Here is a 23,019-nt window from a genome sequence, read left to right as displayed (position 1 = left end):
AATCAGTCAAGCAGGTCCAGCTCCAGGTACTCGGCCACTGCGGCGGCCCCGGCATGCTTGAGTTTCGGCACTCGCCCCAGGCACGGCGCGGGCAGGCGCTCAGCCAGGGTGGCGAGGTTTTCTTCCAGACGGGAGGTCTTAGGGTCGATGATGTTTGCCACCCAGCCCGCCAGCGGCAAGCCATCCCGCGCGATGGCTTCGGCGGTGAGCAACGCGTGGCTGATGCATCCAAGGCGCACGCCTACCACCAGGATCACCGGCAGCTTGAGTGCCATGGCCAGGTCCGACAGGTTGGCTTGGTCGGCCAAGGGCACGCGCCAACCGCCCGCCCCTTCGATCAAGGTGAAGTCCGCGCCCCGTGCCAGAATCTGCTGCATCGGCTTGAGCAGCGATTGCACCGTGAGCCCGACGCCCGCCTCGCGCGCTGCCAGATGCGGCGCGATAGCCGGCTCGAAGGCCACCGGGTTGACCTCGGCATAACTGAGCGGCACGGAACATTCGGCCAGCAACGCCAAGGCATCGGCATTGCGCAACCCCTTGGCCGTCAGTTGGCAGCCCGACGCCACCGGCTTTCCGGCGGCCGTGCTTTTGCCGGCGAGCCTGGCGGCATGCAACAGGCCGGCGGCGATGGTGGTTTTGCCAACATCGGTGTCTGTACCGGTGATGAAGTAAGCGGCGCTCATAGCGGTTTCTCCAGTACGGCATACACCACTTGGTACGTGGCGGGCAGGCCCTGGGCCTGGCGGAACTGCTCGTAGGCCTCTACCAACGCGACAATCCGCGCACGGCCCGTCAACCCTCCCGGGCGGCCTGGGTTGAGGTTATGGGCGCCCAATGCCTTGAGCTCATGGGTCAGGCTGCGCACATCCGCGTAATGCAATACGTGGGGCTGTCGCTCCAGGCTGATCACGCGCAAACCACTGGCCGCACACAGTTGCTGATAAGACTCGAAGGTGCGGAAGCGATTGACGTGGACCAGGCCATCCGCCGCCCGCCAACTTTCGCGCAACTCATCCAGAGTGCCTACGCACAGGCTGGCAAAGGCCAGCACGCCACCTGGTCGCAGCACACGCTGGGCTTCGCTGAGCACCGCATCAAAATGGGCGCACCACTGCACCGCGAGGCTGGAGAAGAGCAGCTCGAAGCTGTCCGCTGCAAGCGGCAAACGTTCTGCATCGCCAGCCACGAAATGCGCAGCGCCACCCAGTGGACGCGCGTGGTTGAGCATGCCCTCGGCAATGTCCAGCGCCACACCCTGGCTACCGGGCAAACGCTCACCCAATACGCGGCTGAAGTAACCCGTGCCACAGCCCATGTCCAGCCAACGCTGGGGCACCAGGCCGTGCGGCAAGCGGCTGAGCAGTTCATGCCCGACCGCACGCTGCAACTCGGCCACGCTGTCGTAACTGGCCGCCGCACGGGAGAACGAGGCTGCGACCTGGCGCTTGTCCGGCAAGCCCCCAGGCAAGGGAGGGTGGGATAGGTCAGTCATCAACACACTCATGCAAAAAAGCCTGGATAGCCCCGGCTACTCCGTGAGGGTCTTCCAGAAGAAACGCGTGACCGGCCTGTTCAATCAGGCCGATTTCTACATCGGGGAGCAAGGCCAGCAGGTCGTTGGCGGCTTCGGCAGGCACAAGCCCATCCAAGCCGGCAAACAGGTGCAACTGCGGCCCGCGAAAAGCCTGCAACGCCGCCCGCGTATCCAGTTGGGCCAACAACTCCAGGCCGGGCATCAACACGCTGGGGGAGGTTTTCGGCGCGCCGCTGACCAACAACCGCGACAAGCCGCGTGGGTCTTCGGCACCCTTGGCGCACAACAGGCCAAAACGCTTGAGCGTGACTTGGGAATCAGCATGACAGCCGGCCAAGAATGCATCGAAGGTTTCGGCAGGCATCCCGTGAGGCCAGCCATCATGGGCGACGAAACACGGGTTGCTCGCCAGGGTCAGCAAACCGCAGCACCGCTCGCCACGGCGCGCCGCCAACTCGGACGCGAGCATGCCGCCCAGCGACCAGCCCCCAAGCCAGGCGTTGTCCGGCAGCGTCGCATCGAGTTCGTCGAGCCATTCACCAAGTTCGCTGGCCTCAAGCGCTGGCAAGGGTTCGATCTGTACCTGCAAATGCTCGTTCAGGCCGTGCAGCGCAGCGGCCAACGGCTCCAGCGGTGACACACCCAGGCCCCAGCCCGGTAGCAGGATCAGTCGATTACGCATAGCCGGGCTCCGAGGCGTCTAACAAGCGAAAACACGCTTGCAACCCGTCTAACAGTAGCTGCACCTGCGCCTCGCTGTGGGCCGCCGTCAATGTCACCCGTAATCGAGCACTGCCGGCGGGCACGGTCGGTGGGCGAATGGCGGTCACCATCAGGCCGCGCTCGCGCAGCATCTGCGACAGGCGCAGTGCCCGGGCGCTGTCGCCGATCAGGATCGGCTGGATCGGCGTAAAACTGTCCATCAACGCCAGGCCTATCTGCTCGGCGCCATGGCGGAACTGGCGGATCAACGCGTTGAGGTGCTCGCGGCGCCAATGTTCACTGCGCAGCAGTTCTAGGCTTTTGAGGGTGGCGCAGGCCAGGGCCGGTGGTTGGCTGGTGGTGTAGATATACGGGCGGGCGAATTGGATCAGGCTCTCGATCAAGTCCTCACTGCCGGCCACAAAAGCCCCCGCAGTGCCGAAGGCTTTGCCCAAGGTGCCAACCAGCACGGGCACGTCGTCCTGGCTCAAGCCGAAATGCTCGACGATACCGCCGCCGTTGGCGCCCAGCGGGCCAAAGCCATGGGCGTCATCCACCATCAGCCAGGCACCTTTGGCCCGGGTTTCACGGGCCAGCGCGGGCAGGTCGGCGAGGTCGCCGTCCATGCTGAACACACCGTCGGTGACCACCAAGGTATTGCCGGTGGCTTTCTCCAGGCGCTTGGCCAGGCTGCCCGCGTCGTTATGCAGGTAGCGGTTGAAACGCGCACCGGACAGCAAACCGGCATCCAGCAAGGACGCGTGGTTAAGCCGGTCTTCCAATACCGTATCGCCCTGCCCTACCAGCGCCGTGACCGCGCCGAGGTTGGCCATGTAGCCGGTGGTGAACAGCAAGGCACGCGGGCGACCGGTCAAGTCAGCCAGGGCTTCTTCCAGCTCATGGTGCGGTGTGGCATGGCCCACCACCAAATGCGAAGCACCACCGCCCACGCCCCAACGGGACGCACCGGCGCGCCAGGCTTCGATCACTTGCGGGTGATTGGCAAGGCCCAGGTAATCGTTATTGCAGAACGCCAACAACGGTTGCCCGTCCACCACCACGTGCGGGCCTTGGGGGCTCTGCAGCAAGGGGCGCTGGCGGTAAAGATGGTCGGCACGGCGGGCAGCGAGGCGCGCGGCGAGATCGAAAGACATGCTGGCCTCGATTCAACAGGTTCAACTGGGTCCTATGTGGGAGCTGGCTTGCCTGCGATAGCGGTTCTTCTGACACTTCTATGCTGAAAGTGCCGCCGTCATCGCAGGCAAGCCAGCTCCCACACTGGAATGCATCCAAAGGTGGTTACACCACAGCGTTGTAGAACTGCTCGCTGCTCTTTTGCTCCACCAACGCCTGCTCGATCGCCGCCTGGTGCACTTCGTCGGCATGCTCTTCACGGGCTTCGGGCAGGATGCCCAGGCGTGCGAACAACTGCATGTCTTTGTCAGCTTGGGGGTTGGCGGTGGTCAGCAGTTTGTCGCCGTAGAAGATCGAGTTGGCGCCGGCAAAAAACGCCAGGGCCTGCATCTGCTCGTTCATGGCTTCGCGGCCGGCCGACAGGCGCACGTGGGACTGCGGCATCAGGATGCGCGCCACCGCCAGCATGCGGATGAAATCGAAGGGGTCGATGTCATCGGCGTTTTCCAACGGCGTACCCGCTACCTTCACCAGCATGTTGATCGGCACCGATTCCGGATGCTCCGGCAGGTTGGCCAGTTGGATCAGCAAGTTGGCGCGGTCATCGAGAGATTCGCCCATGCCGAGGATGCCGCCCGAGCAGATCTTCATCCCCGAATCACGCACGTACGTCAGGGTTTGCAGGCGCTCGCTGTAGGTGCGGGTGGTGATGATCGAGCCGTAGAACTCCGGCGAGGTGTCGAGGTTGTGGTTGTAGTAGTCCAGGCCGGCCTGGGCCAGGGCTTCGGTCTGGTCCTGGTCGAGGCGACCGAGGGTCATGCAGGTTTCCAGGCCCATGGCCTTCACGCCTTTGACCATTTCCAGCACGTAGGGCATGTCTTTAGCCGACGGATGTTTCCATGCCGCGCCCATGCAGAAACGCGTCGAACCGATGGCCTTGGCGCGCGCGGCCTCTTCGAGGACCTTCTGCACCTCCATGAGCTTCTCTTTTTCCAGGCCCGTGTTGTAGTGGCCCGACTGCGGACAATATTTGCAATCTTCCGGGCAGGCGCCGGTCTTGATCGACAACAGGGTCGAGACCTGCACGCGGTTGGCGTCGAAATGCGCGCGGTGCACGGTCTGCGCCTGGAACAACAGGTCGTTGAAGGGCTGCACGAACAGGGCTTTGACTTCAGCTAAAGACCAATCGTGACGCAGGGTGGCAGAGGTGCTGGCGCTCATGGGCGATTCCTTGATTATGCTTTGGCAAGCGCTGTGGGAAGGGCAATACCCACAGGCACGACACGGATGCTCGGCATATTTAAGGAAGATCCATGCACTGTCAACCCAAGCACAAGAACCAGGTTTACATCTGGTTAAAAAGTATACAGCCCTGTCTGATTTGCGATGAATGCACCGAATCGGCCGAGGCCGTGTGCAGCGCCTGCGAAACACAATTGCCGTGGCTGATGGAACAATGCGAACGCTGCGCCCTGCCCTTGCCCATGGATGGGTTGATCTGCGGCCAGTGCCAAAAACAGCCTCCGGCCTTTCACCAAGTGGTGGCGCCATGGACCTACAGCTTTCCCGTGGACACCCTGATCAGCCGCTTCAAGCATCAGGCGCGTTGGCCGCTGGGGCATCTGTTGGCGCGCCTGCTGGGGCAGCACTTGCAACATCGCCTCGATAACGCCGAACTGGAGCGCCCCAACTGCCTGCTGCCGGTGCCCATGGCGCGCAAACGTCTGCGCGAACGCGGCTTTAATCAAGCGTTGATGCTGGCCCGCTGGCTCAGTCACGCCCTCGACATTCCCTTTGATGAGCATGCGCTGTTGCGCCCCCATGAAACCGTGGCGCAGCAAGACCTCGATGCCAAAACCCGCAAACGCAACCTGCTCAACGCCTTCGCCCTGGCTCCCGGCATCCAGGTCGCCGGGCAACATCTGGCGCTGGTAGACGACGTCCTCACCACCGGCGCCACGGCCCACAGCCTGGCGCGCTTGTTGATCAATGCCGGCGCCCGCCAGGTGGACGTGTATTGCCTGGCCCGTACGCCCAAACCCGGCAGCTGACTTGACTCCCCTGCGCCAGCGCGGCAACGTCGGCGCATCTCACCCAAGCGTATCTGCCATGTCTGTGCCCAGCCCTCTCAACCAACACATCATCCGCCGCCCCCAGCGTATTGCCTTGCTGGGGCACATCGCCGAGCAGGGTTCCATCACCCGTGCGGCCAAGAGTGCCGGGTTGAGTTACAAGGCCGCCTGGGACGCCATTGATGAGCTGAACAACCTGGCGCAAAAACCGCTGGTGCAACGCAGCGTCGGCGGCAAGGGCGGTGGCGGCGCCAAACTGACGCAAGAAGGTGAACGGGTGCTGCGCCTTTATCAGCGCCTGCAACTGCTACAGGCCGAGATCCTTGGCTCGGACGAAGCGGCCAGCGACTTCAACCTGCTGGGCCGCTTGATGCTGCGCACCAGCGCGCGCAACCAATTGCACGGCCAGGTCAGCGCTATAGAGAGCCATGGCCACAACGACATGATCCGCCTGCAACTGGCCGGCGGTCTGCACCTCGACGCACAGATTACCCACGACAGCACCCTGCGCCTGGAACTGCAGACTGGCGTGGAAGTGGTCGCGCTGATCAAGGCCGGATGGCTGGAATTACTGGCGGAGGGGCAAGCTGAAACACTTGGACACAATTGCCTGGGAGGCAGGATCGAGACCATTCTCGCCGCCGAAGACGGCCCCAGCGAGGTGCGTATCGCCCTGCCCAACGGCCAAGTGTTGTGCGCGCTGGCGCAGCCCGTCGCACTCAAGGCCATCGACGCAGCGCAGGGCCAGCCGATCCGCGTGCAGTTTGCACCCAGCCATGTATTGCTCGGCACCCCGGTGTAACGGGCCCGCGTCTTCAAGCTGCAACAATTCGGTCACAAGCGCTGCTTAAGGTGTCTGCAAAAACCTTAAGGAGCCTGTGATGAGCCTATTAGAAGAAAACCAAGCCACCGACCTTGAACAGATGGTGGGCCTGACCCGCCGTCGCTTTATCGGCGCAGGCGCCTTGTGCGGCGCCGCAATGTTCCTCGGCGGTAACCTGCTGAGCCGCAGCGCCCTGGCCGTGAATGCCGCTTCCGCCAGCCCGCTGCTGGGGTTTACCAGCATCGCCGCCGCCACCAGTGACACCATCACCCTGCCACCGGGCTACAGCGCTTCGGTGCTGATCAGTTGGGGCCAGCCCCTACACAAGAACGCCCCAGCTTTCGACCCGACCGGCCATGGCACCGCCAAGGCCCAGGAACAGCAGTTCGGCGACAACAACGACGGCATGAGCCTGTTTCCATTCCCCGGTGACGACAACCGCGCGCTGATGGCAATCAACAACGAATACACCAACTACCGTTACCTCTACGCCCACGGCGGCGCGCCACAATCTGCCGAAGACGTGCGCAAGGCCCTGGCCAGCGAAGGCGTGTCGGTGATCGAAGTGCGGCGCCAGGGTGACACCTGGCAGTTCGTCCAGGACTCGCGCTACAACCGGCGCATCCACGGCAATTCACCGATCCGCTTGAGCGGCCCTGCTGCCGGCCATGATTGGCTGAAAACCAGCGCCGACAAGACCGGCAAAAAAGTTCTCGGCACGTTTCAGAACTGCGCTAACGGCAAGACTCCGTGGGGCACCTACTTGACCTGCGAAGAAAACTTCACCGATTGCTTTGGCAGCAGCAACCCGCAGCAAACCTTCGACGCCGGGCAGAAGCGCTACGGCGTGGTGGCCGCCAGCAAGGACATCAACTGGCATCAGCACGACCCGCGCTTTGATATGACCAAGAACCCCAACGAACTCAATCGCCATGGCTGGGTGGTGGAAATCGACCCGTTCGATCCGCAATCCACCCCGGTAAAACGCACGGCCTTGGGGCGCTTCAAGCACGAGAACGCAGCCCTCGCCGAAACCCGTGACGGCCGCGCCGTGGTGTACATGGGCGACGATGAACGCGGTGAGTTCATCTACAAGTTCGTCAGCCGCGATCAGATCAACCACACCAACCCGAAGGCCAACAAAGACCTGCTCGACCACGGCACCTTGTACGTGGCGATCTTCGACGCGGGCGACGGCAACGCCGACCACCCCAAGGGCAAAGGCCAGTGGGTTGAACTCACCCATGGCAAAAATGGCATCGACGCCAGCAGCGGGTTCGCCAACCAGGCCGAGGTGCTGATTCACGCGCGCCTGGCCGCCAGCGTGGTGAAAGCCACACGCATGGACCGCCCGGAATGGATCGTGGTCAGCCCCACCGATGGCCAGGTCTATTGCACCCTGACCAACAACGCTAAGCGCGGCGAAGAGGGCCAGCCGGTGGGCGGGCCAAACCCACGGGAGAAAAACGTCTACGGCCAGATCCTGCGCTGGAAAGCCGACGCCGATAACCACGGTGCCACGGACTTCACCTGGGACCTGTTCGTGGTGGCCGGCAACCCCGGCGTACATGCCGGTAACCCCAAGAGCGGCTCGTCCAACATCAACCCGCAAAACATGTTCAACAGCCCCGACGGCCTGGGCTTCGACAAAGCCGGGCGTCTTTGGATCCTCACCGATGGCGACTACAGCAACGCTGGCGACTTTGCGGGCATGGGCAATAACCAGATGCTGTGTGCCGACCCGAGCACCGGTGAAATCCGTCGCTTCATGGTGGGGCCGGTGGCGTGTGAGGTGACGGGGATCAGTTTTTCGCCGGACCAGAAGACGCTGTTCGTGGGTATTCAACACCCAGGGGAAACCGGTGGTTCGACCTGGCCGGAACACCTGCCTAACGGCAAGCCGCGTTCGTCGGTGATGGCAATTCGGCGGGATGATGGTGGGATCGTAGGCGCCTGATAGGCCGCTATCGCAGGCAAGCCAGCTCCCACATCTCGATGTGTAAATACATGCCAGTGTGGGAGCTGGCTTGCCTGCGAAGGCGTCCGCACAGCCACCGCCTATCTATGCTGTTACCATACCCGGCCGGACGCGGCGCCCTGCTGCGCGCAGGAGTTCGCATGGCCCACCCGTTTGAAACACTCACCCCAGACCTGGTGCTCGACGCCGTCGAAAGCATCGGTTTCCTCAGCGACGCGCGGGTTCTAGCCCTCAACAGCTACGAAAACCGCGTGTACCAAGTGGGCATCGAAGACGCCGAACCGCTGATCGCCAAGTTCTATCGCCCCCAGCGCTGGACCAACGAGGCGATCCTGGAAGAACACCGCTTCACCTTCGAACTGGCCGAGTGCGATGTACCGGTGGTCGCCCCGTTGGTCCACAACGGCGAGAGCCTGTTCGAACACGCAGGTTTCCGCTTCACCCTGTTCCCCCGCCGTGGCGGCCGCGCGCCGGAGCCTGGCAACCTCGATCAGCTTTATCGGCTTGGGCAACTGCTCGGGCGTTTGCACGCCGTAGGCTCCACCCGCCCGTTCGAACACCGCGAAGCCCTGGGGGTGAAGAATTTCGGTCATGACTCCCTCACCACCCTGCTTGAAGGCAACTTCATTCCCAAAAGCCTGTTGCCGGCCTACGAGTCCGTGGCCCGCGACTTGCTCAAGCGTGTGGAAGAGGTTTACAAGGCCACCCCGCACAAGAACATCCGCATGCACGGTGACTGCCACCCCGGCAACATGATGTGCCGCGACGAGATGTTCCATATCGTCGACCTGGATGACTGCCGCATGGGCCCGGCGGTGCAAGACCTGTGGATGATGCTGGCGGGCGACCGCCAGGAATGCCTCGGCCAGCTCTCGGAGCTGATGGACGGCTACCAGGAGTTCCACGACTTCGACCCCCGCGAACTGGCGCTGATCGAGCCGCTGCGCGCCCTGCGCCTGATGCACTACAGTGCCTGGCTGGCGCGACGCTGGGACGACCCCGCCTTCCCCCATAGCTTTCCGTGGTTTGGCAGCGAGCGGTATTGGGGTGACCAGGTACTGGCGTTGCGCGAGCAACTGTCGGCGCTCAATGAAGAACCGCTGAAGCTCTTCTGAACACGTTCCATGATCGCGCCCACGCTCTGCGTGGGCGCGCATCCTGTGACGCTCCGCGTCACGATTTAAGAGCAGACGCAGAGCGTCCAAGGCGGCGTTACCACGCAGAGCGTGGGAACGAGCGTTGTCTGACAAATATCCTTACAATTGCGCTTTGTTAGCTGCCTAAGCAAGGATTCTGCAATGCAAGCCGCCAACCCTCGCAAGGGGTACATCCTGGGCCTGAGCGCCTATGTCATCTGGGGTCTGTTCCCGCTCTACTTCAAAGCCATCGCCAGCGTGCCCGCTGCCGAGATCATCGTGCACCGCGTGTTGTGGTCGGCGCTGTTCGGTGGGCTGTTGCTGATGGTGTGGAAACACCCCGGCTGGTTTCGCGAGCTGCGCGACAACCCCAAGCGTCTGGCGATCCTGGCCCTCAGTGGTTCGTTGATTGCCGCTAACTGGCTGACCTATGTGTGGTCGGTGAACACCGGGCGCATGCTTGAAGCCAGCCTGGGTTATTACATCAACCCGCTGGTGAATGTGCTGCTGGGGATGCTGATTCTCGGCGAGCGCCTGCGTCGCTTGCAATGGGTGGCTGTCGGGTTGGCAGCGGCGGGTGTGGCGCAGCAGGTGTGGCAGGTCGGTAGCCTGCCGTGGGTGTCGCTGGCGCTGGCATTGACGTTCGGTTTCTACGGTTTGATCCGCAAGCAGGCGCCGGTCAAGGCGCTGCCAGGGCTGGTGGTGGAAACCTGGATGCTGGTACCCATTGCCATCGCCTGGTTGCTGTTCAACCCCACCGCCCACAGCGCGCAACTGGCGTTCTGGAGCACCTCCGAGGCCTGGTGGCTGGTGGCCGCAGGCCCGGTGACGCTGATCCCCCTGGTGTGCTTCAACGCCGCTGCACGGCATTTGCCCTACACCGCCCTGGGCTTTTTGCAGTATGTGGCGCCGACGCTGGTGTTGCTCGAAGCCGTGCTGTTGTTCGGTGAACACCTGGCACCGAGCACGCTGATTGCCTTCGCCTTTATCTGGGCCGGGCTGGTGGTGTACAGCCTGGATGCCTGGCTGACCGTGCGCAAACGCTGATCAAATAACGTACAAACCTCTGCAAGCCACAGCATTCGTGGCTTGCAGCGTTCCACCCCAAGGTTATCCACAACCTGATCCCCGCCATTTGTGCACAAGCCCTTGAAACTGCTCGTTTTTTGCTCAACTTGCGCAGATGCCCGCCGGGCGTGGCCTGGCGTCGGGTCTCTACAGGTTATCCACAGGCCCATGCAAGATTTCGATGCATAACCTTGTGGATCGTTATTCCTCCTGACGCAGCTCCACCATCAAGTCATCGGCCAAGGTTTCCAAAGCCTCTTGCAAGGTTTCCAGCGACAGCGTGGCCGGCACTTGCAATAACGCCTCGGCGTTGAACAGCGGATCACCACTCATGGGCGCCGGGCGCACATCGGTGCTCAGGCGTTCCAGGTTGACACCCTGCTGGCTCAACAGCGCGGTGATCTCACGCACGATGCCCGAGCGGTCATTGCCCACCAGGGTCATCAGAATCGGCTTGGACGCCGATGCCTGGCCGCTGCTGCCCTCACCCACCAACACGCGAATGCCGTGGGTGGATAAGTCCTCCAGCGCCCCCACCAATGCCTGGCGCTGCTCGCTCGGCACACTGACCCGCAGAATCCCGGCAAACTGCCCGGCCATGTGCGCCATGCGGCTTTCCAGCCAGTTGCCCCCATGACTGGCGATGTTCTGCGCGATGCGTTCAACCAGGCCGGGTTTGTCGGCGGCGATAATAGTGAGTACAAGATGGTCCATGGCGAAATACCTCGGTGCTATTCCTGTAGGAGCGAGCTTGCTCGCGAAGGTCGTCAACGATAACGCGAAAAAACTGACACTTGCGGTGCTCTCAGGTTTTTCGCGAGCGAGCTCGCTCCTACAAAGTGGACGCGCGGTCGCTGGAAGACAAATCGTGTACCATTTTGATATTTATCTGGAACAATCCAATAGTTTTTTGAGAACATCCGGTTCTCCGCTGTGACCGTACGACCAAAGTGGGTCGCTAAACGACGTATTTAGTCTAATTTTCACAACCGCAAGTCATCATGTAGTATGCCCAACCGTGCACTACATAATGAAAATCTGAAAAAGCGCATAAGCTCCGCAGAGTGAGGCAAGCAATGACTGAACACGTTCAAGTCGGTGGCCTGCAGGTCGCCAAAGTCCTGTTCGACTTCGTGAACAACGAAGCCATTCCCGGTACCGGCATCACTGCCGACCAGTTCTGGGCCGGTGCCGACAAGGTCATCCATGACCTGGCCCCGAAGAACAAAGCCCTACTCGCCAAACGCGACGACTTCCAGGCGCGGATCGATACCTGGCACCAGACCCACGCGGGCCAGGCCCATGACCCGGTGGCCTACAAAGCCTTCCTGCAAGACATCGGCTACCTGCTGCCAGAAGCCGCGGACTTTGAGGCCTCGACCCAAAACGTCGATGACGAGATCGCACGCATGGCCGGCCCACAGCTGGTCGTGCCGGTGATGAACGCCCGCTTCGCCCTGAATGCCTCGAATGCGCGCTGGGGCTCGCTGTACGACGCGCTCTATGGCACCGACGCCATCAGCGAAGCCAACGGCGCCGAGAAGGGCAAGGGCTACAACAAAGTGCGTGGCGACAAGGTGATTGCCTTCGCCCGCGCCTTCCTCGACGAAGCCGCACCGCTCAGCGCCGGCAGCCACGTCGATTCCACCGGCTACAAAATCGTCGACGGCAAGCTGATCGTCAGCCTCAAAGGCGGCAGCAACAGCGGCCTGCGTGACGATGCCCAGTTGATCGGTTTCCAGGGCCCTGCTGCCGAGCCGATTGCAATCTTGCTCAAGCACAATGGCCTGCACTTCGAAATCCAGATCGACGCCAGCACCCCGGTCGGCCAGACCGACGCTGCCGGCGTCAAAGACGTGCTGATGGAAGCCGCGCTGACCACCATCATGGACTGCGAAGACTCCGTGGCTGCCGTGGACGCCGATGACAAAGTGGTGATCTACCGCAACTGGCTCGGCCTGATGAAGGGCGACCTGGCCGAAGAAGTGGCCAAGGGCGGCCAGACCTTCACCCGCACCATGAACCCTGACCGCGTCTACACCGGCGTGGATGGCAGCGACGTGACCCTGCACGGCCGTTCGCTGTTGTTCGTGCGTAACGTGGGCCACTTGATGACCATCGACGCGATCCTCGATAAAGACGGCAACGAAGTGCCCGAAGGCATCCTCGACGGCCTGATCACCAGCCTGGCGGCGATCCACAGCCTCAACGGCAACAACACCCGCAAGAACAGCCGCACCGGTTCGGTGTACATCGTGAAACCGAAGATGCACGGCCCGGAAGAAGCCGCGTTCACCAACGAACTATTCGGTCGCATCGAAGAGGTGCTGAACCTGGCGCGCAACACCCTCAAGGTCGGGATCATGGACGAGGAGCGCCGCACCACGGTCAACCTCAAGGCCTGCATCAAGGCGGCCAGCGAGCGTGTGGTGTTTATCAACACCGGTTTCCTCGACCGCACCGGCGATGAAATCCACACCTCCATGGAAGCCGGCGCGATGGTGCGCAAAGCGGCCATGAAGGCAGAAAAATGGATCGGCGCCTATGAGAACTGGAACGTCGATATCGGCCTGAGCACTGGCTTGCAAGGTCGTGCACAGATCGGCAAGGGCATGTGGGCCATGCCCGACCTGATGGCAGCGATGCTCGAACAGAAAATCGCTCACCCACTGGCCGGCGCCAACACCGCCTGGGTACCGTCGCCGACTGCCGCGGCCCTGCATGCGTTGCACTATCACAAGGTTGATGTGTTCGCCCGCCAGGCCGAGCTGGCCAAGCGCGAGCGCGCTTCGGTGGACGATATCCTCACCATTCCTTTGGCCAGCAACACCGATTGGTCTGAAGAAGAGATCCGCAACGAACTGGACAACAACGCCCAGGGCATCCTCGGCTATGTAGTGCGCTGGATCGACCAGGGTGTGGGCTGCTCCAAGGTGCCGGACATCAATGACGTCGGCCTGATGGAAGACCGCGCCACCCTGCGTATCTCCAGCCAGCACATCGCCAACTGGCTGCGCCACGGCATCGTCAACGAAGCTCAAGTGATGGAAAGCCTCAAGCGCATGGCGCCGGTGGTAGACCGTCAGAATGCCGGGGACGCGTTGTACCGGCCACTGGCTCCGGATTTCGACAGCAACATCGCGTTCCAGGCAGCGGTGGAGTTGGTGATTGAAGGGACCAAGCAGCCCAATGGCTATACCGAGCCGGTGTTGCATCGCAGGCGTCGGGAGTTCAAGGCCAAGAACGGCCTGTAATGGTAGGAGCGAGCTTGCTCGCGAAAAACGCCAACGATAACGCAGGCACCTTGGACAAACGCGGTGCCTGTGCATTCTTGGCGAGCAAGCTCGCTCCTACAGATGCAAAAAAGCCCTGATCGAAAGATCGGGGCTTTTTTATCAGGTGTGTCAGTTAGAGCGCGTTGCCTGAATCGCAGGCAAGCCAGCTCCCACAGAGGAATGCATTTCAAATGTGGGAATTGGGCAGGCCAGTCACCCTACTCTCAGGGCACCATCCCCAACTCCCGCTTCACCAACTTCGCCAGCTTCACGCTATCAATCGGTTTGAGCAAGAAATCCACCACGCTCAAATGCATCGCATCAATCACATCCGGCGCTTCCGCGTCCCCCGACATGATGATGATCGGCAACGCCGCACGGGTGGACTCCCGTACCTGGCGAATCAATTCCAGGCCATTGCTGGGCGCCATGCGTAGGTCGGTGATCAACAAACCGATGGAACTACGCGTCTTCAACAACTCCCACGCTGCCTCCCCACTTTCGGCAGTCATGCAGCGAATACCGTCGAGCCCAAGGATTTCCGCCAACAGTTCACGCGCGTCCTTGTCGTCGTCCACGATCAATACGCGTTGGGGGGGTAAATCGGGCTCCAGCATTACGGCGCTCAGCGCCTCGCGCTCGGCATCACTCAAAATATCGTGGTCGGACATACGTTTCTCAGCAGTTCTCATCAATCTCCCAGCACACTCGTCAGACATCTGCGGAAGGGCGATCAATGTGCACTTCGTCGGAAAGTTTGCCTAGTGGGCGTTCTACGGGTTTTGGACGATTGTCATGTAAGGTTTTTCCCTAGTTTTGCGCGGTATTCCTCGACCTAGACTTACGTCCAATGGGCACCCACTGCGCAGGAGTCGACCATGCAGCACGATAACGACAAAAACACTGCGGTCACTGTTATGAGTAAAGCTGATGCATTCGCACAGGCGGGTAAAACCGCTGTGTTGCAGAACATCCACGGCACCCTGCAATTCCTGCAACGCTTCCCGCCGTTCAACCAGATGGAACAGGCGCACCTGGCTTTCCTGGTGGAACAGTGCCAACTGCGGTTCTATGGCCCTGGCGACAGCATCCTCAAACCGTCGGGCGGCCCGGTCGAGCATTTTTATATCGTCAAGCAGGGCCGGGTCGTGGGTGAACGGCCCGACTCGGCGGACACCACCTTTGAAATCGCCACCGGCGAATGCTTCCCCCTCGCCGCCTTGCTGGGTGAACGCGCGACCCGCACAGAACACAAAGCCGCTGAAGACACTTTTTGCCTGCAATTGAACAAGCCGGCCTTCATCAAGCTGTTCGCGCTGTCCAGCCCGTTTCGTGATTTCGCCTTGCGCGGGGTCAGCAGCCTGCTCGACCAGGTCAACCAGCAAGTACAGCAAAAAGCCGTGGAAACCCTCGGCACCCAATATTCCTTGAATACCCGCCTGGGTGAATTGGCCATGCGCCACCCGGTCACCTGCAGCCCGCACACGCCGTTGCGTGAAGCGGTGACCTTGATGCACGAACAGCAGGTGGGCAGCATTGTGATCGTCAACGAACACAAGGCGCCTCTGGGCATCTTCACCCTGCGCGATCTGCGCCAGGTGGTCGCCGATGGCACCAGCGATTTCAGCCAGAGCATTGCCGGGCACATGACCCAGGCGCCGTTTTACTTGAGCCCGGAGCACAGCGCTTTCGACGCAGCCATCGCCATGACCGAGCGGCATATCGCCCATGTGTGCCTGGTGCAAGACCAGCGCCTGTGTGGCGTGGTCTCCGAGCGGGATTTGTTCTCCTTGCAGCGCGTGGACCTGGTGCACCTGGCCCGCACCATCCGCAACGCGCCCCGGGTGGAAAACCTGGTGGCGATTCGCGGTGAAATCGGCCAGTTGGTGGAGCGCATGCTCGCCCATGGCGCCTCATCCACCCAGATCACCCACATCATTACGCTGCTCAACGACCACACCGTGTGCCGGGTGATCGAGCTGACCCTCGCGGAAAAAGGCGCCCCCGGCGTGCCCTTCAGTTGGCTGTGTTTTGGCAGCGAAGGCCGCCGCGAACAAACGCTGTACACCGACCAGGACAACGGCATCCTGTTCGAGGCCAAGGACGCCGTCGAAGCCGCCAACATGCGTGAGCGTTTGCTGCCCCTGGCGCAGCACATCAACCAAAGCCTGGCGCTGTGCGGCTTCAGCCTGTGCAAGGGCAATATCATGGCCGGCAACCCCGAGTTGTGCTTGTCCCGCGCGGAGTGGGCGCGGCGTTTTGGCGCGTTCATTCGTGAGGCGACGCCGGAAAACCTGCTGGGCTCAAGCATCTATTTTGACTTGCGCGTGGTGTGGGGCGACGAGCGCGGTTGCGAGCAACTGCGCCAGGGTATTCTCGATCAGGTGGCGGATAACCGCTTGTTCCAACGGATGCTGGCCGAAAACGCACTGCTGCGACGCCCGCCGGTGGGGCGTTTTCGCGAGTTTGTGCTGACCCGAAAAAATGGCGAAAAAGCCACCCTCGACCTCAAGGTGCAGGGCCTTACGCCCTTTGTAGACGGCGCGCGCCTGTTGGCGCTGGCCAATGGCATCCACGCCAACAACACCCTGGAACGCCTGCGCCAATTGGTGGACAAGGCCGTGATCGAGCCCCTGGATGGCGCCGCTTATGAAGAGGCATACCACTTTATCCAGCAGACCCGTATGCAGCAGCATCAATTGCAGACCCGCGAGAACCTGCCCTATTCCAACCGCGTCGACCCCGACAACCTCAACCACCTCGACAGGCGCATCCTGCGTGAGTCCCTGCGCCAGGCCCAACGCCTGCAAAGCAGCCTGAGCTTGCGGTATCAACTGTGAGTTTGTTTGGCTGGCTGCGCGCCAAAAAACCTGGGCTCAGCACCGCGCAACAGCAGCGCCTGGAGCAGTTACCCAAGCCCGCCGAACTGGGCAACGGCCCATTGCGCAGCCAGCGCTGGGTGGTGGTCGACCTGGAAACCAGCGGCCTGAACCTTCACCGCGACCAGGTGCTGTCGATCGGCGCCGTGGTCATCGAGGACGGTGCGGTGGATTTTTCCCAGCTGTTCGAACGTACCCTGCAGCGCACCGACACCAAGCTCAGCCCCAGTGTGCTGATCCATGGGCTGGGGCCCAGTGCAATCGCTGCCGGCAGCGACCCGGCCGAAGCGTTGCTGGATTTCATGGCGTTCGTGGGCGACAGCCCTCTGCTGGCTTTTCATGCGCCGTTTGATCAACACATGCTGTGCCGGGCGCTCAAGGACAGCCTGGGGTATCGCCTGGCCCATCCGTTCCTGGATGTGGCAGACCTGGCCCCGTTGTTGTGCCCAGAGGCGCACATTCGCGAGGCCGGGCTGGATGATTGGCTCAACCACTTCAGCCTACAGGCCGGCGAACGCCATCACGCCAGCGCCGATGCATTGGCGACGGCTGAGCTGATGCTGATCCTGTTCAGCCGTGCGCGGCAGCAACAGATAGACACGGCGCAGGCGCTGCAAGAGCGTTTGGCCCAATGGAAACGACGCAAACAGTCACCTTCCCTTTAACGCTTCGCGCCCGACGCGGAGCATCGCGGAATGCATTCCCACGCAGAGCGTGGGGACGATCTCCCGACAGACGCCAATTGCGCCCACCCCACGCCTCTGCGACAATCGCGAATAATTCTCGTTAGTTTAAACCTCTTGTTTATTCGGTGATGCCTTGTCGTCGGTCCAGACCCCACGCAGTGAGCTTGTTGGTGCGTTATATCGCGACCACCGTGGCTGGCTGTTGGCTTGGCTGCGACGTAACGTAGCGTGCCCGAGCCGTGCCGAAGACCTGAGCCAGGACACCTTCATGCGCCTGCTGGGCCGTGATGAGCTGCGCGAGCCCCGCGAACCGCGGGCATTCCTGGTGGCTATCGCCAAGGGTTTGCTGTTCGACTACTTCCGTCGTGCAGCGTTGGAGCAGGCCTACCTCACCGAATTGATGCTGATCCCGGAAAGCGAACAGCCTTCGCCGGAAGCCCAGCAACTGATCCTCGAAGACCTCAAGGCCATCGACCGCCTGCTCGGCAAACTGTCGAGCAAGGCCCGCGCCGCGTTCCTCTATAACCGCCTCGACGGCCTGGGCCACGCCGAAATCGCCCAGCGCCTGGGCGTGTCAGTGCCCCGCGTGCGCCAATATCTGGCCCAGGGCATTCGCCAGTGCTACATCGCACTGTATGGCGAGCCGTCGTGACCGCCATCGGCTCCAAACCGGTGTCGTCGCGCGTGCTGGATGCCGCGATTGCCTGGCAACTGTCCCTCGACTCGGGCGACGGCAGCGCGGTGGAACGGGAAGAGTTCAGCAAGTGGCTGGCCAGCGATGAGGAACACGCTCGCGCCTGGCGCCAGTTGGGCATGCTCGACCAGCGTTTCAGCGTGGCCTCGGGCCCGGCCCGGGCGGCGCTGCTGCAATCGCGCCACGGCATCCGCCAGCGCGTGCGCAAACTGGGCCGGGGCCTGGCCAGTATCGTTGTGGTGTGCGGCCTGGCGCTGTTTGCCGGTGAGCGTTACGTACCTATCCACTATTGGCTGGCCGACCAACGCACCGCCACCGGTGAACAACGCACGCTGAAACTGGCGGACGGCACGCGGGTCAACCTCAACACCCACAGCGCCATTGATGTGCGCTTCGACGAAACACGCCGCTTGATCGTGTTGCAGGCAGGCGAAATCCTCGTCGAAACCGGCCACGACGATTCACGCCCGTTCTACGTGCAAACCCGTGACGGCAGCCTGCGGGCGCTGGGTACCCGGTTTATCGTCAAGCGCGAAGACGATGCCACACGCCTGAGTGTGTTGCAGTCCGCCGTGGCCGCCCAGCCCGAGGCATTGCACCAGGAACAGGTGTTCAAGGCGGGCCAGCAGGTGCTGATGCGCAGCGACGGCCTTGGCCCGCTGCTGGCCGTCACCCCGGCCACCGATGCCTGGACCCGCGGCATGCTGGTGGTGGACAACGCCCGGCTGGGGGACGTGATCGCGGAGTTGGCACGCTATCGCACCGGCTACCTGGGTGTGGATAAGGCCGTGGCCGATCTGCGCATCACCGGCAGTTTCCCGCTGCACGACACCACGTTGGCATTGAATGCGCTGTTGCCGACTTTGCCGGTGCAGATCGAGCAGCACACGCCGTGGTGGGTGACCGTCAAGGGTAAGCCTTAAGTTTGATCGTTCCCACGCTCCGCGTGGTAATGCAGCCCGGACGCTCTGCGTCCCAGGCCGTGACGCAGAGCGTCACACGAGGCGTTCCCACGCGGAGCGTGGGAACGATCACACACCTGCGGAAAATATTTTCACTCACCCCTATCACTTTTCGATTCTCGCTCGGCACCTAGGCAATTGAGAAATATTTCCATTCAGGAGCCGCCCCTATGTCCCGCACGCTAGACAACTTGTTGCGCCCCAGCCTGTTAGCCGTGGCGATCGCCCTCAGCGCCCCGCTGGCCAGCACTACGCTGTATGCCGCAGAACAAGCCTTGAGCGTGCGCGCCTACAACCTGCCAGCTGCGCCCCTGGCCACCACCCTGAACCAGATCGCTAGCCAAGCCGGCCTGGCCCTGACCCTCAACCCCGCACTCGCTGCCGGCAAGACCTCGGCGCCGGTCAAAGGCCAGTTCGATGCGCAGGGCGCGTTGCGTGAGGCGTTGCGGGGGACGGGGTTGCAGTTGGAACAAAGCAGTGCGGGCACTTACACCCTGATGCCGGTTCCGGAGGGCGTCGTCGCCTTGCCGACCACCAACATCACCGGCCAAGGCAGCTATGAAAGCGCTTGGGGGCCGGTGGAGGGATATGTAGCAAAGCGCACCGCCGCCGGCACCAAAACCGATACCGCGCTGGTTGAGGCACCACGCTCGATCTCGGTTGCCACCCGCGAGCAGATGCAGGACCGTAACGTGCAGAACCTCGACGATGCGGTCAAATACATGCCCGGCATCGTGTCCGCCAGCTACGGCAGCGACACCCGTTACGACTGGATGCGCGTGCGCGGCTTTGAACCCACCCAATTCCTCGACGGCCTGCCACTGCCCCGTGGCGTGTACGCCAACCCTAAAGCCGAAACCTGGAACCTCGACCGCCTCGCCCTGCTGCGCGGTCCGGCTTCATCGGTTTATGGTCAAACTCCACCTGGTGGCTTGCTGGACATGGTCAGCCGCCGTCCCAGCGCCGAACAGAGCAGTGCTATCCAGGTGCAATACGGCAGTGACAACCACCGCCAGATCAATTTCGAAAGCACTGGCAAGATCGATGATGAGGGCCAGTTTCTCTACAGCGTTGGCGGCGTGGTACGTGATGCCGGTACGCAGATCGACCATATCGACAACAAGCGCTACAACATCGCGCCCAGCCTGACCTGGAACATCGACACCGATACCAAATTGACCTTGCTGTCGCAGTTCACCCGTGACGATACCGGGGCGACCAGCCAGTTCCTGCCGATAGTCGGCACCAAGATCAAGTCGCCACTGGGTGACGTTTCGCATCATAAAAACCTGGGCGATCCGGACTACGAGTTCTACGACCGTACCTATTACGCACTCGGCTACGCATTCGAGCACCGCTTCAACGATACCTGGCAGTTCAAACAGAATCTGCGTTACACCAAATCAGAATTGTCGTTCCAACAATTGACCGTGGGCGCCTTTGGCTGGGCACCGGTCGACGCCGAAGGAAATATGGACCGTTCTTCGACCAACGTGGACGAGAACATCGGACAATTGGCGGTAGATAACAACTTTCAGGCCGACTTCTCCACCGGCGACGTCACCCACACCCTTCTACTCGGGCTTGACCACCAGCGTACCGATACCTCGTACTTGTCGATTTACGGGCAGGCCGGACGAGTCAACATCTTCAACCCGGTCAACACCACGCCGGTTGAACGCCCCGCCCGCTCCGGCGCTTTCTACGACTACAACCAGAAAACCGTCCAGACCGGCCTCTACGTCCAAGACCAGATGGCTCTTGATAACTGGCGCTTGACCCTGGGTGGCCGTGAAGACTGGGTGCACCAAGGCACTACGTACCTCAACAAAAACGACGCGACCAATACTGACCGCAGCAAGAATTTCAGCGGGAACGCGGCACTCAGCTATGTGTTCGACTCGGGCTTCGTACCGTATATCTCCTACGCCGAATCTTTCCAGCCGGCGAGCAACGCCAGTGCCTCTCCTACAGAGTCCTATAAACCCACCGAAGGCAAGCAGTGGGAATTGGGGATCAAGTACCAACCGCCGGGTTCGAACACACTACTGAGTGCCGCGCTGTATGACCTGACCCAGAAAAACGTTCTGGTCAGCAGCTTCCAGTCCGGTGGAGTGTCTGTCACCGACCAGACCGGCGAAGTGAAAGTCAAAGGCCTGGAGCTGGAAGCCGTATCTGACGTGACCGAAAACCTCAAAGTGATCGCCGCCTACACGTTGGCCAAATCCGAAGTACAAAAGGGCGACTTCAAGGGCAACCGCCTGCAACTGATGCCAAATCAACAAGCCTCCCTCTGGACCGACTACACCTGGCACACCGGCGCCCTCGACGGTTTCGGTATCGGCTTCGGCGCCCGCTACACCGGCAACACCTACGGCGACCAGGCCAATACCTGGGCCGGCAAGGCCAACGCCTACACCGTCTTCGACGGCGCGGTGCACTACGACCTCGGCCGCCTGGACAACAGCCTCAAGGGCGCGTCGGTGAAAGTGAACGCGACCAACCTGTTCAACAAGGACTACATTTCCACCTGTGATGGCTCCTATTGCTACTTCGGCGACCAACGCAGCGTAGTCGCCAGCGCCACCTACCAGTGGTAATCAGCTGAGTTAACAGCCAGGCCGCCCCATCGGGCGGCTTTGGTGCATCTGAAGGCTAGACAATGAAAAGCAAAACCATCCGCCGCTGGTCCTTCATCCATACCTGGACCAGCCTGATCTGCACCGTATTCCTGCTGCTGCTCGCCCTCACCGGCCTGCCGTTGGTGTTTCACCACGAGATCGACCACCTGTTGGGCAATGAGCCCGAACTGGCGCAGATGCCTGCCGATACGCCCCGGCTCAACCTCGAGCAGCTAGTCGCCAAAGCCCAGGCCCATCGCCCCGGCGAGGCCATGCAGTACCTGGCCTGGGACGAAGACGACAACAACGGCGTGATCGCGATCATGGCGGCCACCGCCGGCACGGAGCCGAACTCGTCGCACACCTTCATGCTCGATGCCCGCACTGGCGAAACCGTCGAAATGCCGTCTGCCAATGGGGGTTTCACCCTGTTCCTGCTGCGCCTGCATGTGGATATGTTTGCTGGGCTCCCGGGCAAGTTGCTGCTGGCGTTCATGGGCGTTCTGTTTGTGCTGGCGATTATCTCGGGCACGGTGTTGTACCTGCCGTTCATGCGCCGCTTGAAGTTCGCCACCGTGCGCCAGGACAAGTCCACTCGCCTGCGCTGGCTCGACCTGCACAACCTGATCGGCGTGGTCACCTTGACCTGGGCGCTGGTGGTGGGGGTGACTGGCGTGATCAGCGCCTGCGCCGACCTGATCATCGCCGCCTGGCGCCAGGACAGCCTCAGCGCCATGATCGAACCCTACAAGAACGCCCCGCCGCTGACCCAGCGCGCACCCGCCACCGAGCTGTTGAGCATTGCCGCCAAGGCCGCACCGGGTATGGAGCCGGACTTTATCGCCTTCCCCGGCACGCGCTTCTCCAGCGAACATCACTACGCGGTGTTCATGAAAGGCAGCACGCACCTGACCTCCCATTTGCTGACACCGGTCCTGATCGACGCCAGTACCCTGGCCGTCACCGCCATCGCCGAACGGCCGTGGTACATGGACGCCATGGGCATGTCCCAACCCCTGCATTTTGGTGATTACGGCGGCATGCCGATGAAGGTCCTGTGGGCGGTGCTGGATGTGCTGACCATCATCGTGCTGGTGAGCGGCATTTACTTATGGATCGTGCGGCGCAAGGCGGCCAAGGTATGAAGCCGCGGCAGTCGAATTTCTGGAAGGTGTTTGCCCTACCGCTGGGGATTGGCCTGCTCAGTGCCGCGGGGTTGTTTGCGGCGCTGCTGGGGGATGGGTGGTGGGATTCTTTGAGTTGGGTTGGCTTGGGTATCCCTGCTGTGCTGGGTGCTTCGGCGTTGTTGAAGCGGCGCGGCTGAGGGTGCTATCGCAGGCAAGCCAGCTTGTATGCTAGGACTTGAAGGGAGGAGAAGGGACGAAGCCCGATTCTGACTGTTGACGCAGTACAGACCGTGGGAGATTTCACCCCTCCTCCTTTCACCCAAGCGCC

The 23,019-nt window shown here is 61.8% G+C and carries 21 protein-coding genes; 14 read left to right on the top strand and 7 right to left on the bottom strand.

Going from position 1 to position 23,019, the window contains the following annotated elements:
- Positions 1-2 precede the first annotated feature (2 nt).
- The 5 genes from bioD to bioB form a co-directional block, all read right to left on the bottom strand.
- Positions 3-683: a dethiobiotin synthase gene (bioD, locus tag V8689_RS02815; RefSeq protein ID WP_047711931.1), complete on the bottom strand. Its 681-nt coding sequence runs from the start codon at positions 681-683 to the stop codon at positions 3-5.
- Positions 680-1,492, bottom strand: a complete 813-nt coding sequence (gene bioC / locus V8689_RS02810; protein WP_056783942.1) for a malonyl-ACP O-methyltransferase BioC — start codon at positions 1,490-1,492, stop codon at positions 680-682. Before bioC ends, bioD begins: the two co-directional genes overlap by 4 nt.
- Complete coding sequence (locus V8689_RS02805; protein WP_056783938.1) at positions 1,485-2,216, bottom strand: alpha/beta fold hydrolase; 732 nt, start codon at positions 2,214-2,216, stop codon at positions 1,485-1,487. The genes bioC and V8689_RS02805 overlap by 8 nt, the downstream gene beginning before the upstream one ends.
- Complete coding sequence (gene bioF / locus V8689_RS02800; RefSeq protein WP_056783937.1) at positions 2,209-3,390, bottom strand: 8-amino-7-oxononanoate synthase; 1,182 nt, start codon at positions 3,388-3,390, stop codon at positions 2,209-2,211. Before bioF ends, V8689_RS02805 begins: the two co-directional genes overlap by 8 nt.
- Before the next feature lie 145 nt (positions 3,391-3,535).
- Entirely contained in the window at positions 3,536-4,591 is a 1,056-nt protein-coding gene (bioB, locus tag V8689_RS02795; protein ID WP_434520679.1) for a biotin synthase BioB, read from the bottom strand.
- Positions 4,592-4,683: 92 nt separating this feature from the next.
- On the opposite strand from bioB, the gene V8689_RS02790 reads away from it, so the two are divergent.
- From V8689_RS02790 to rarD, 5 genes are all read left to right on the top strand, one after another.
- Positions 4,684-5,421 (top strand): ComF family protein, encoded by a 738-nt coding sequence (locus V8689_RS02790; protein ID WP_056783934.1) that lies wholly within the window; start codon positions 4,684-4,686, stop codon positions 5,419-5,421.
- Positions 5,422-5,479: 58 nt separating this feature from the next.
- Positions 5,480-6,244 carry a TOBE domain-containing protein gene (locus V8689_RS02785; protein ID WP_056783932.1) on the top strand — a complete coding sequence of 255 codons (765 nt, stop codon included), beginning with the start codon at positions 5,480-5,482 and terminating at the stop codon, positions 6,242-6,244.
- Positions 6,245-6,323: 79 nt separating this feature from the next.
- A complete protein-coding gene (locus V8689_RS02780; protein ID WP_056783930.1) occupies positions 6,324-8,222 on the top strand; it encodes a PhoX family protein in 1,899 nt (632 codons plus the stop codon).
- A gap of 161 nt (positions 8,223-8,383) precedes the next feature.
- Positions 8,384-9,358 (top strand): serine/threonine protein kinase, encoded by a 975-nt coding sequence (locus tag V8689_RS02775; protein WP_003194811.1) that lies wholly within the window; start codon positions 8,384-8,386, stop codon positions 9,356-9,358.
- A gap of 183 nt (positions 9,359-9,541) precedes the next feature.
- On the top strand, positions 9,542-10,426 hold the full coding sequence (gene rarD / locus V8689_RS02770; RefSeq protein ID WP_056783927.1) for an EamA family transporter RarD: 885 nt from the start codon (positions 9,542-9,544) through the stop codon (positions 10,424-10,426).
- A 222-nt stretch (positions 10,427-10,648) separates the two neighbouring features.
- Here the strand turns inward: rarD and V8689_RS02765 are convergent, their stop codons facing one another.
- Positions 10,649-11,161, bottom strand: coding sequence for a glycine cleavage system protein R (locus V8689_RS02765; protein WP_003194815.1), 513 nt, complete (start codon positions 11,159-11,161; stop codon positions 10,649-10,651).
- On the opposite strand from V8689_RS02765, the gene V8689_RS02760 reads away from it, so the two are divergent.
- Both V8689_RS02760 and V8689_RS02755 read left to right on the top strand, forming a co-directional pair.
- Entirely contained in the window at positions 11,160-11,384 is a 225-nt protein-coding gene (locus tag V8689_RS02760) for a hypothetical protein (RefSeq protein WP_155717306.1), read from the top strand. The two genes, V8689_RS02765 and V8689_RS02760, sit on opposite strands and share 2 nt — an antisense overlap.
- A 139-nt stretch (positions 11,385-11,523) precedes the next feature.
- Positions 11,524-13,701: a malate synthase G gene (locus V8689_RS02755; protein ID WP_032894981.1), complete on the top strand. Its 2,178-nt coding sequence runs from the start codon at positions 11,524-11,526 to the stop codon at positions 13,699-13,701.
- Positions 13,702-13,946: 245 nt separating this feature from the next.
- Here V8689_RS02755 and V8689_RS02750 read toward each other — a convergent pair whose 3' ends face one another.
- Positions 13,947-14,393, bottom strand: coding sequence for a response regulator (locus tag V8689_RS02750; RefSeq protein ID WP_056783925.1), 447 nt, complete (start codon positions 14,391-14,393; stop codon positions 13,947-13,949).
- Positions 14,394-14,639: 246 nt separating this feature from the next.
- Between V8689_RS02750 and V8689_RS02745 the strand changes: the two genes are divergently transcribed.
- The 7 genes from V8689_RS02745 to V8689_RS02715 all read left to right on the top strand — a co-directional run bounded on the left by V8689_RS02745 (position 14,640) and on the right by V8689_RS02715 (position 22,888).
- Positions 14,640-16,562 carry a putative nucleotidyltransferase substrate binding domain-containing protein gene (locus tag V8689_RS02745; RefSeq protein ID WP_056784050.1) on the top strand — a complete coding sequence of 641 codons (1,923 nt, stop codon included), beginning with the start codon at positions 14,640-14,642 and terminating at the stop codon, positions 16,560-16,562.
- On the top strand, positions 16,559-17,266 hold the full coding sequence (locus tag V8689_RS02740) for a 3'-5' exonuclease (RefSeq protein ID WP_056783922.1): 708 nt from the start codon (positions 16,559-16,561) through the stop codon (positions 17,264-17,266). The genes V8689_RS02745 and V8689_RS02740 overlap by 4 nt, the downstream gene beginning before the upstream one ends.
- Before the next feature lie 154 nt (positions 17,267-17,420).
- Positions 17,421-17,939: an RNA polymerase sigma factor gene (locus tag V8689_RS02735; RefSeq protein WP_003194824.1), complete on the top strand. Its 519-nt coding sequence runs from the start codon at positions 17,421-17,423 to the stop codon at positions 17,937-17,939.
- Positions 17,936-18,904 carry a FecR domain-containing protein gene (locus V8689_RS02730; RefSeq protein WP_056783920.1) on the top strand — a complete coding sequence of 323 codons (969 nt, stop codon included), beginning with the start codon at positions 17,936-17,938 and terminating at the stop codon, positions 18,902-18,904. Before V8689_RS02735 ends, V8689_RS02730 begins: the two co-directional genes overlap by 4 nt.
- A gap of 209 nt (positions 18,905-19,113) precedes the next feature.
- Complete coding sequence (locus tag V8689_RS02725; protein ID WP_056783918.1) at positions 19,114-21,543, top strand: TonB-dependent siderophore receptor; 2,430 nt, start codon at positions 19,114-19,116, stop codon at positions 21,541-21,543.
- A 62-nt stretch (positions 21,544-21,605) separates the two neighbouring features.
- Positions 21,606-22,709: a PepSY-associated TM helix domain-containing protein gene (locus V8689_RS02720; protein ID WP_056783914.1), complete on the top strand. Its 1,104-nt coding sequence runs from the start codon at positions 21,606-21,608 to the stop codon at positions 22,707-22,709.
- On the top strand, positions 22,706-22,888 hold the full coding sequence (locus V8689_RS02715) for a hypothetical protein (RefSeq protein ID WP_056783911.1): 183 nt from the start codon (positions 22,706-22,708) through the stop codon (positions 22,886-22,888). The genes V8689_RS02720 and V8689_RS02715 overlap by 4 nt, the downstream gene beginning before the upstream one ends.
- Positions 22,889-23,019: the final 131 nt, after the last annotated feature.

This window comes from Pseudomonas sp. AK181, from assembly GCF_051122975.1.
GTDB lineage: Bacteria > Pseudomonadota > Gammaproteobacteria > Pseudomonadales > Pseudomonadaceae > Aquipseudomonas > Aquipseudomonas lactis.
This window is presented reverse-complemented; position numbering and strand designations above follow the sequence as displayed.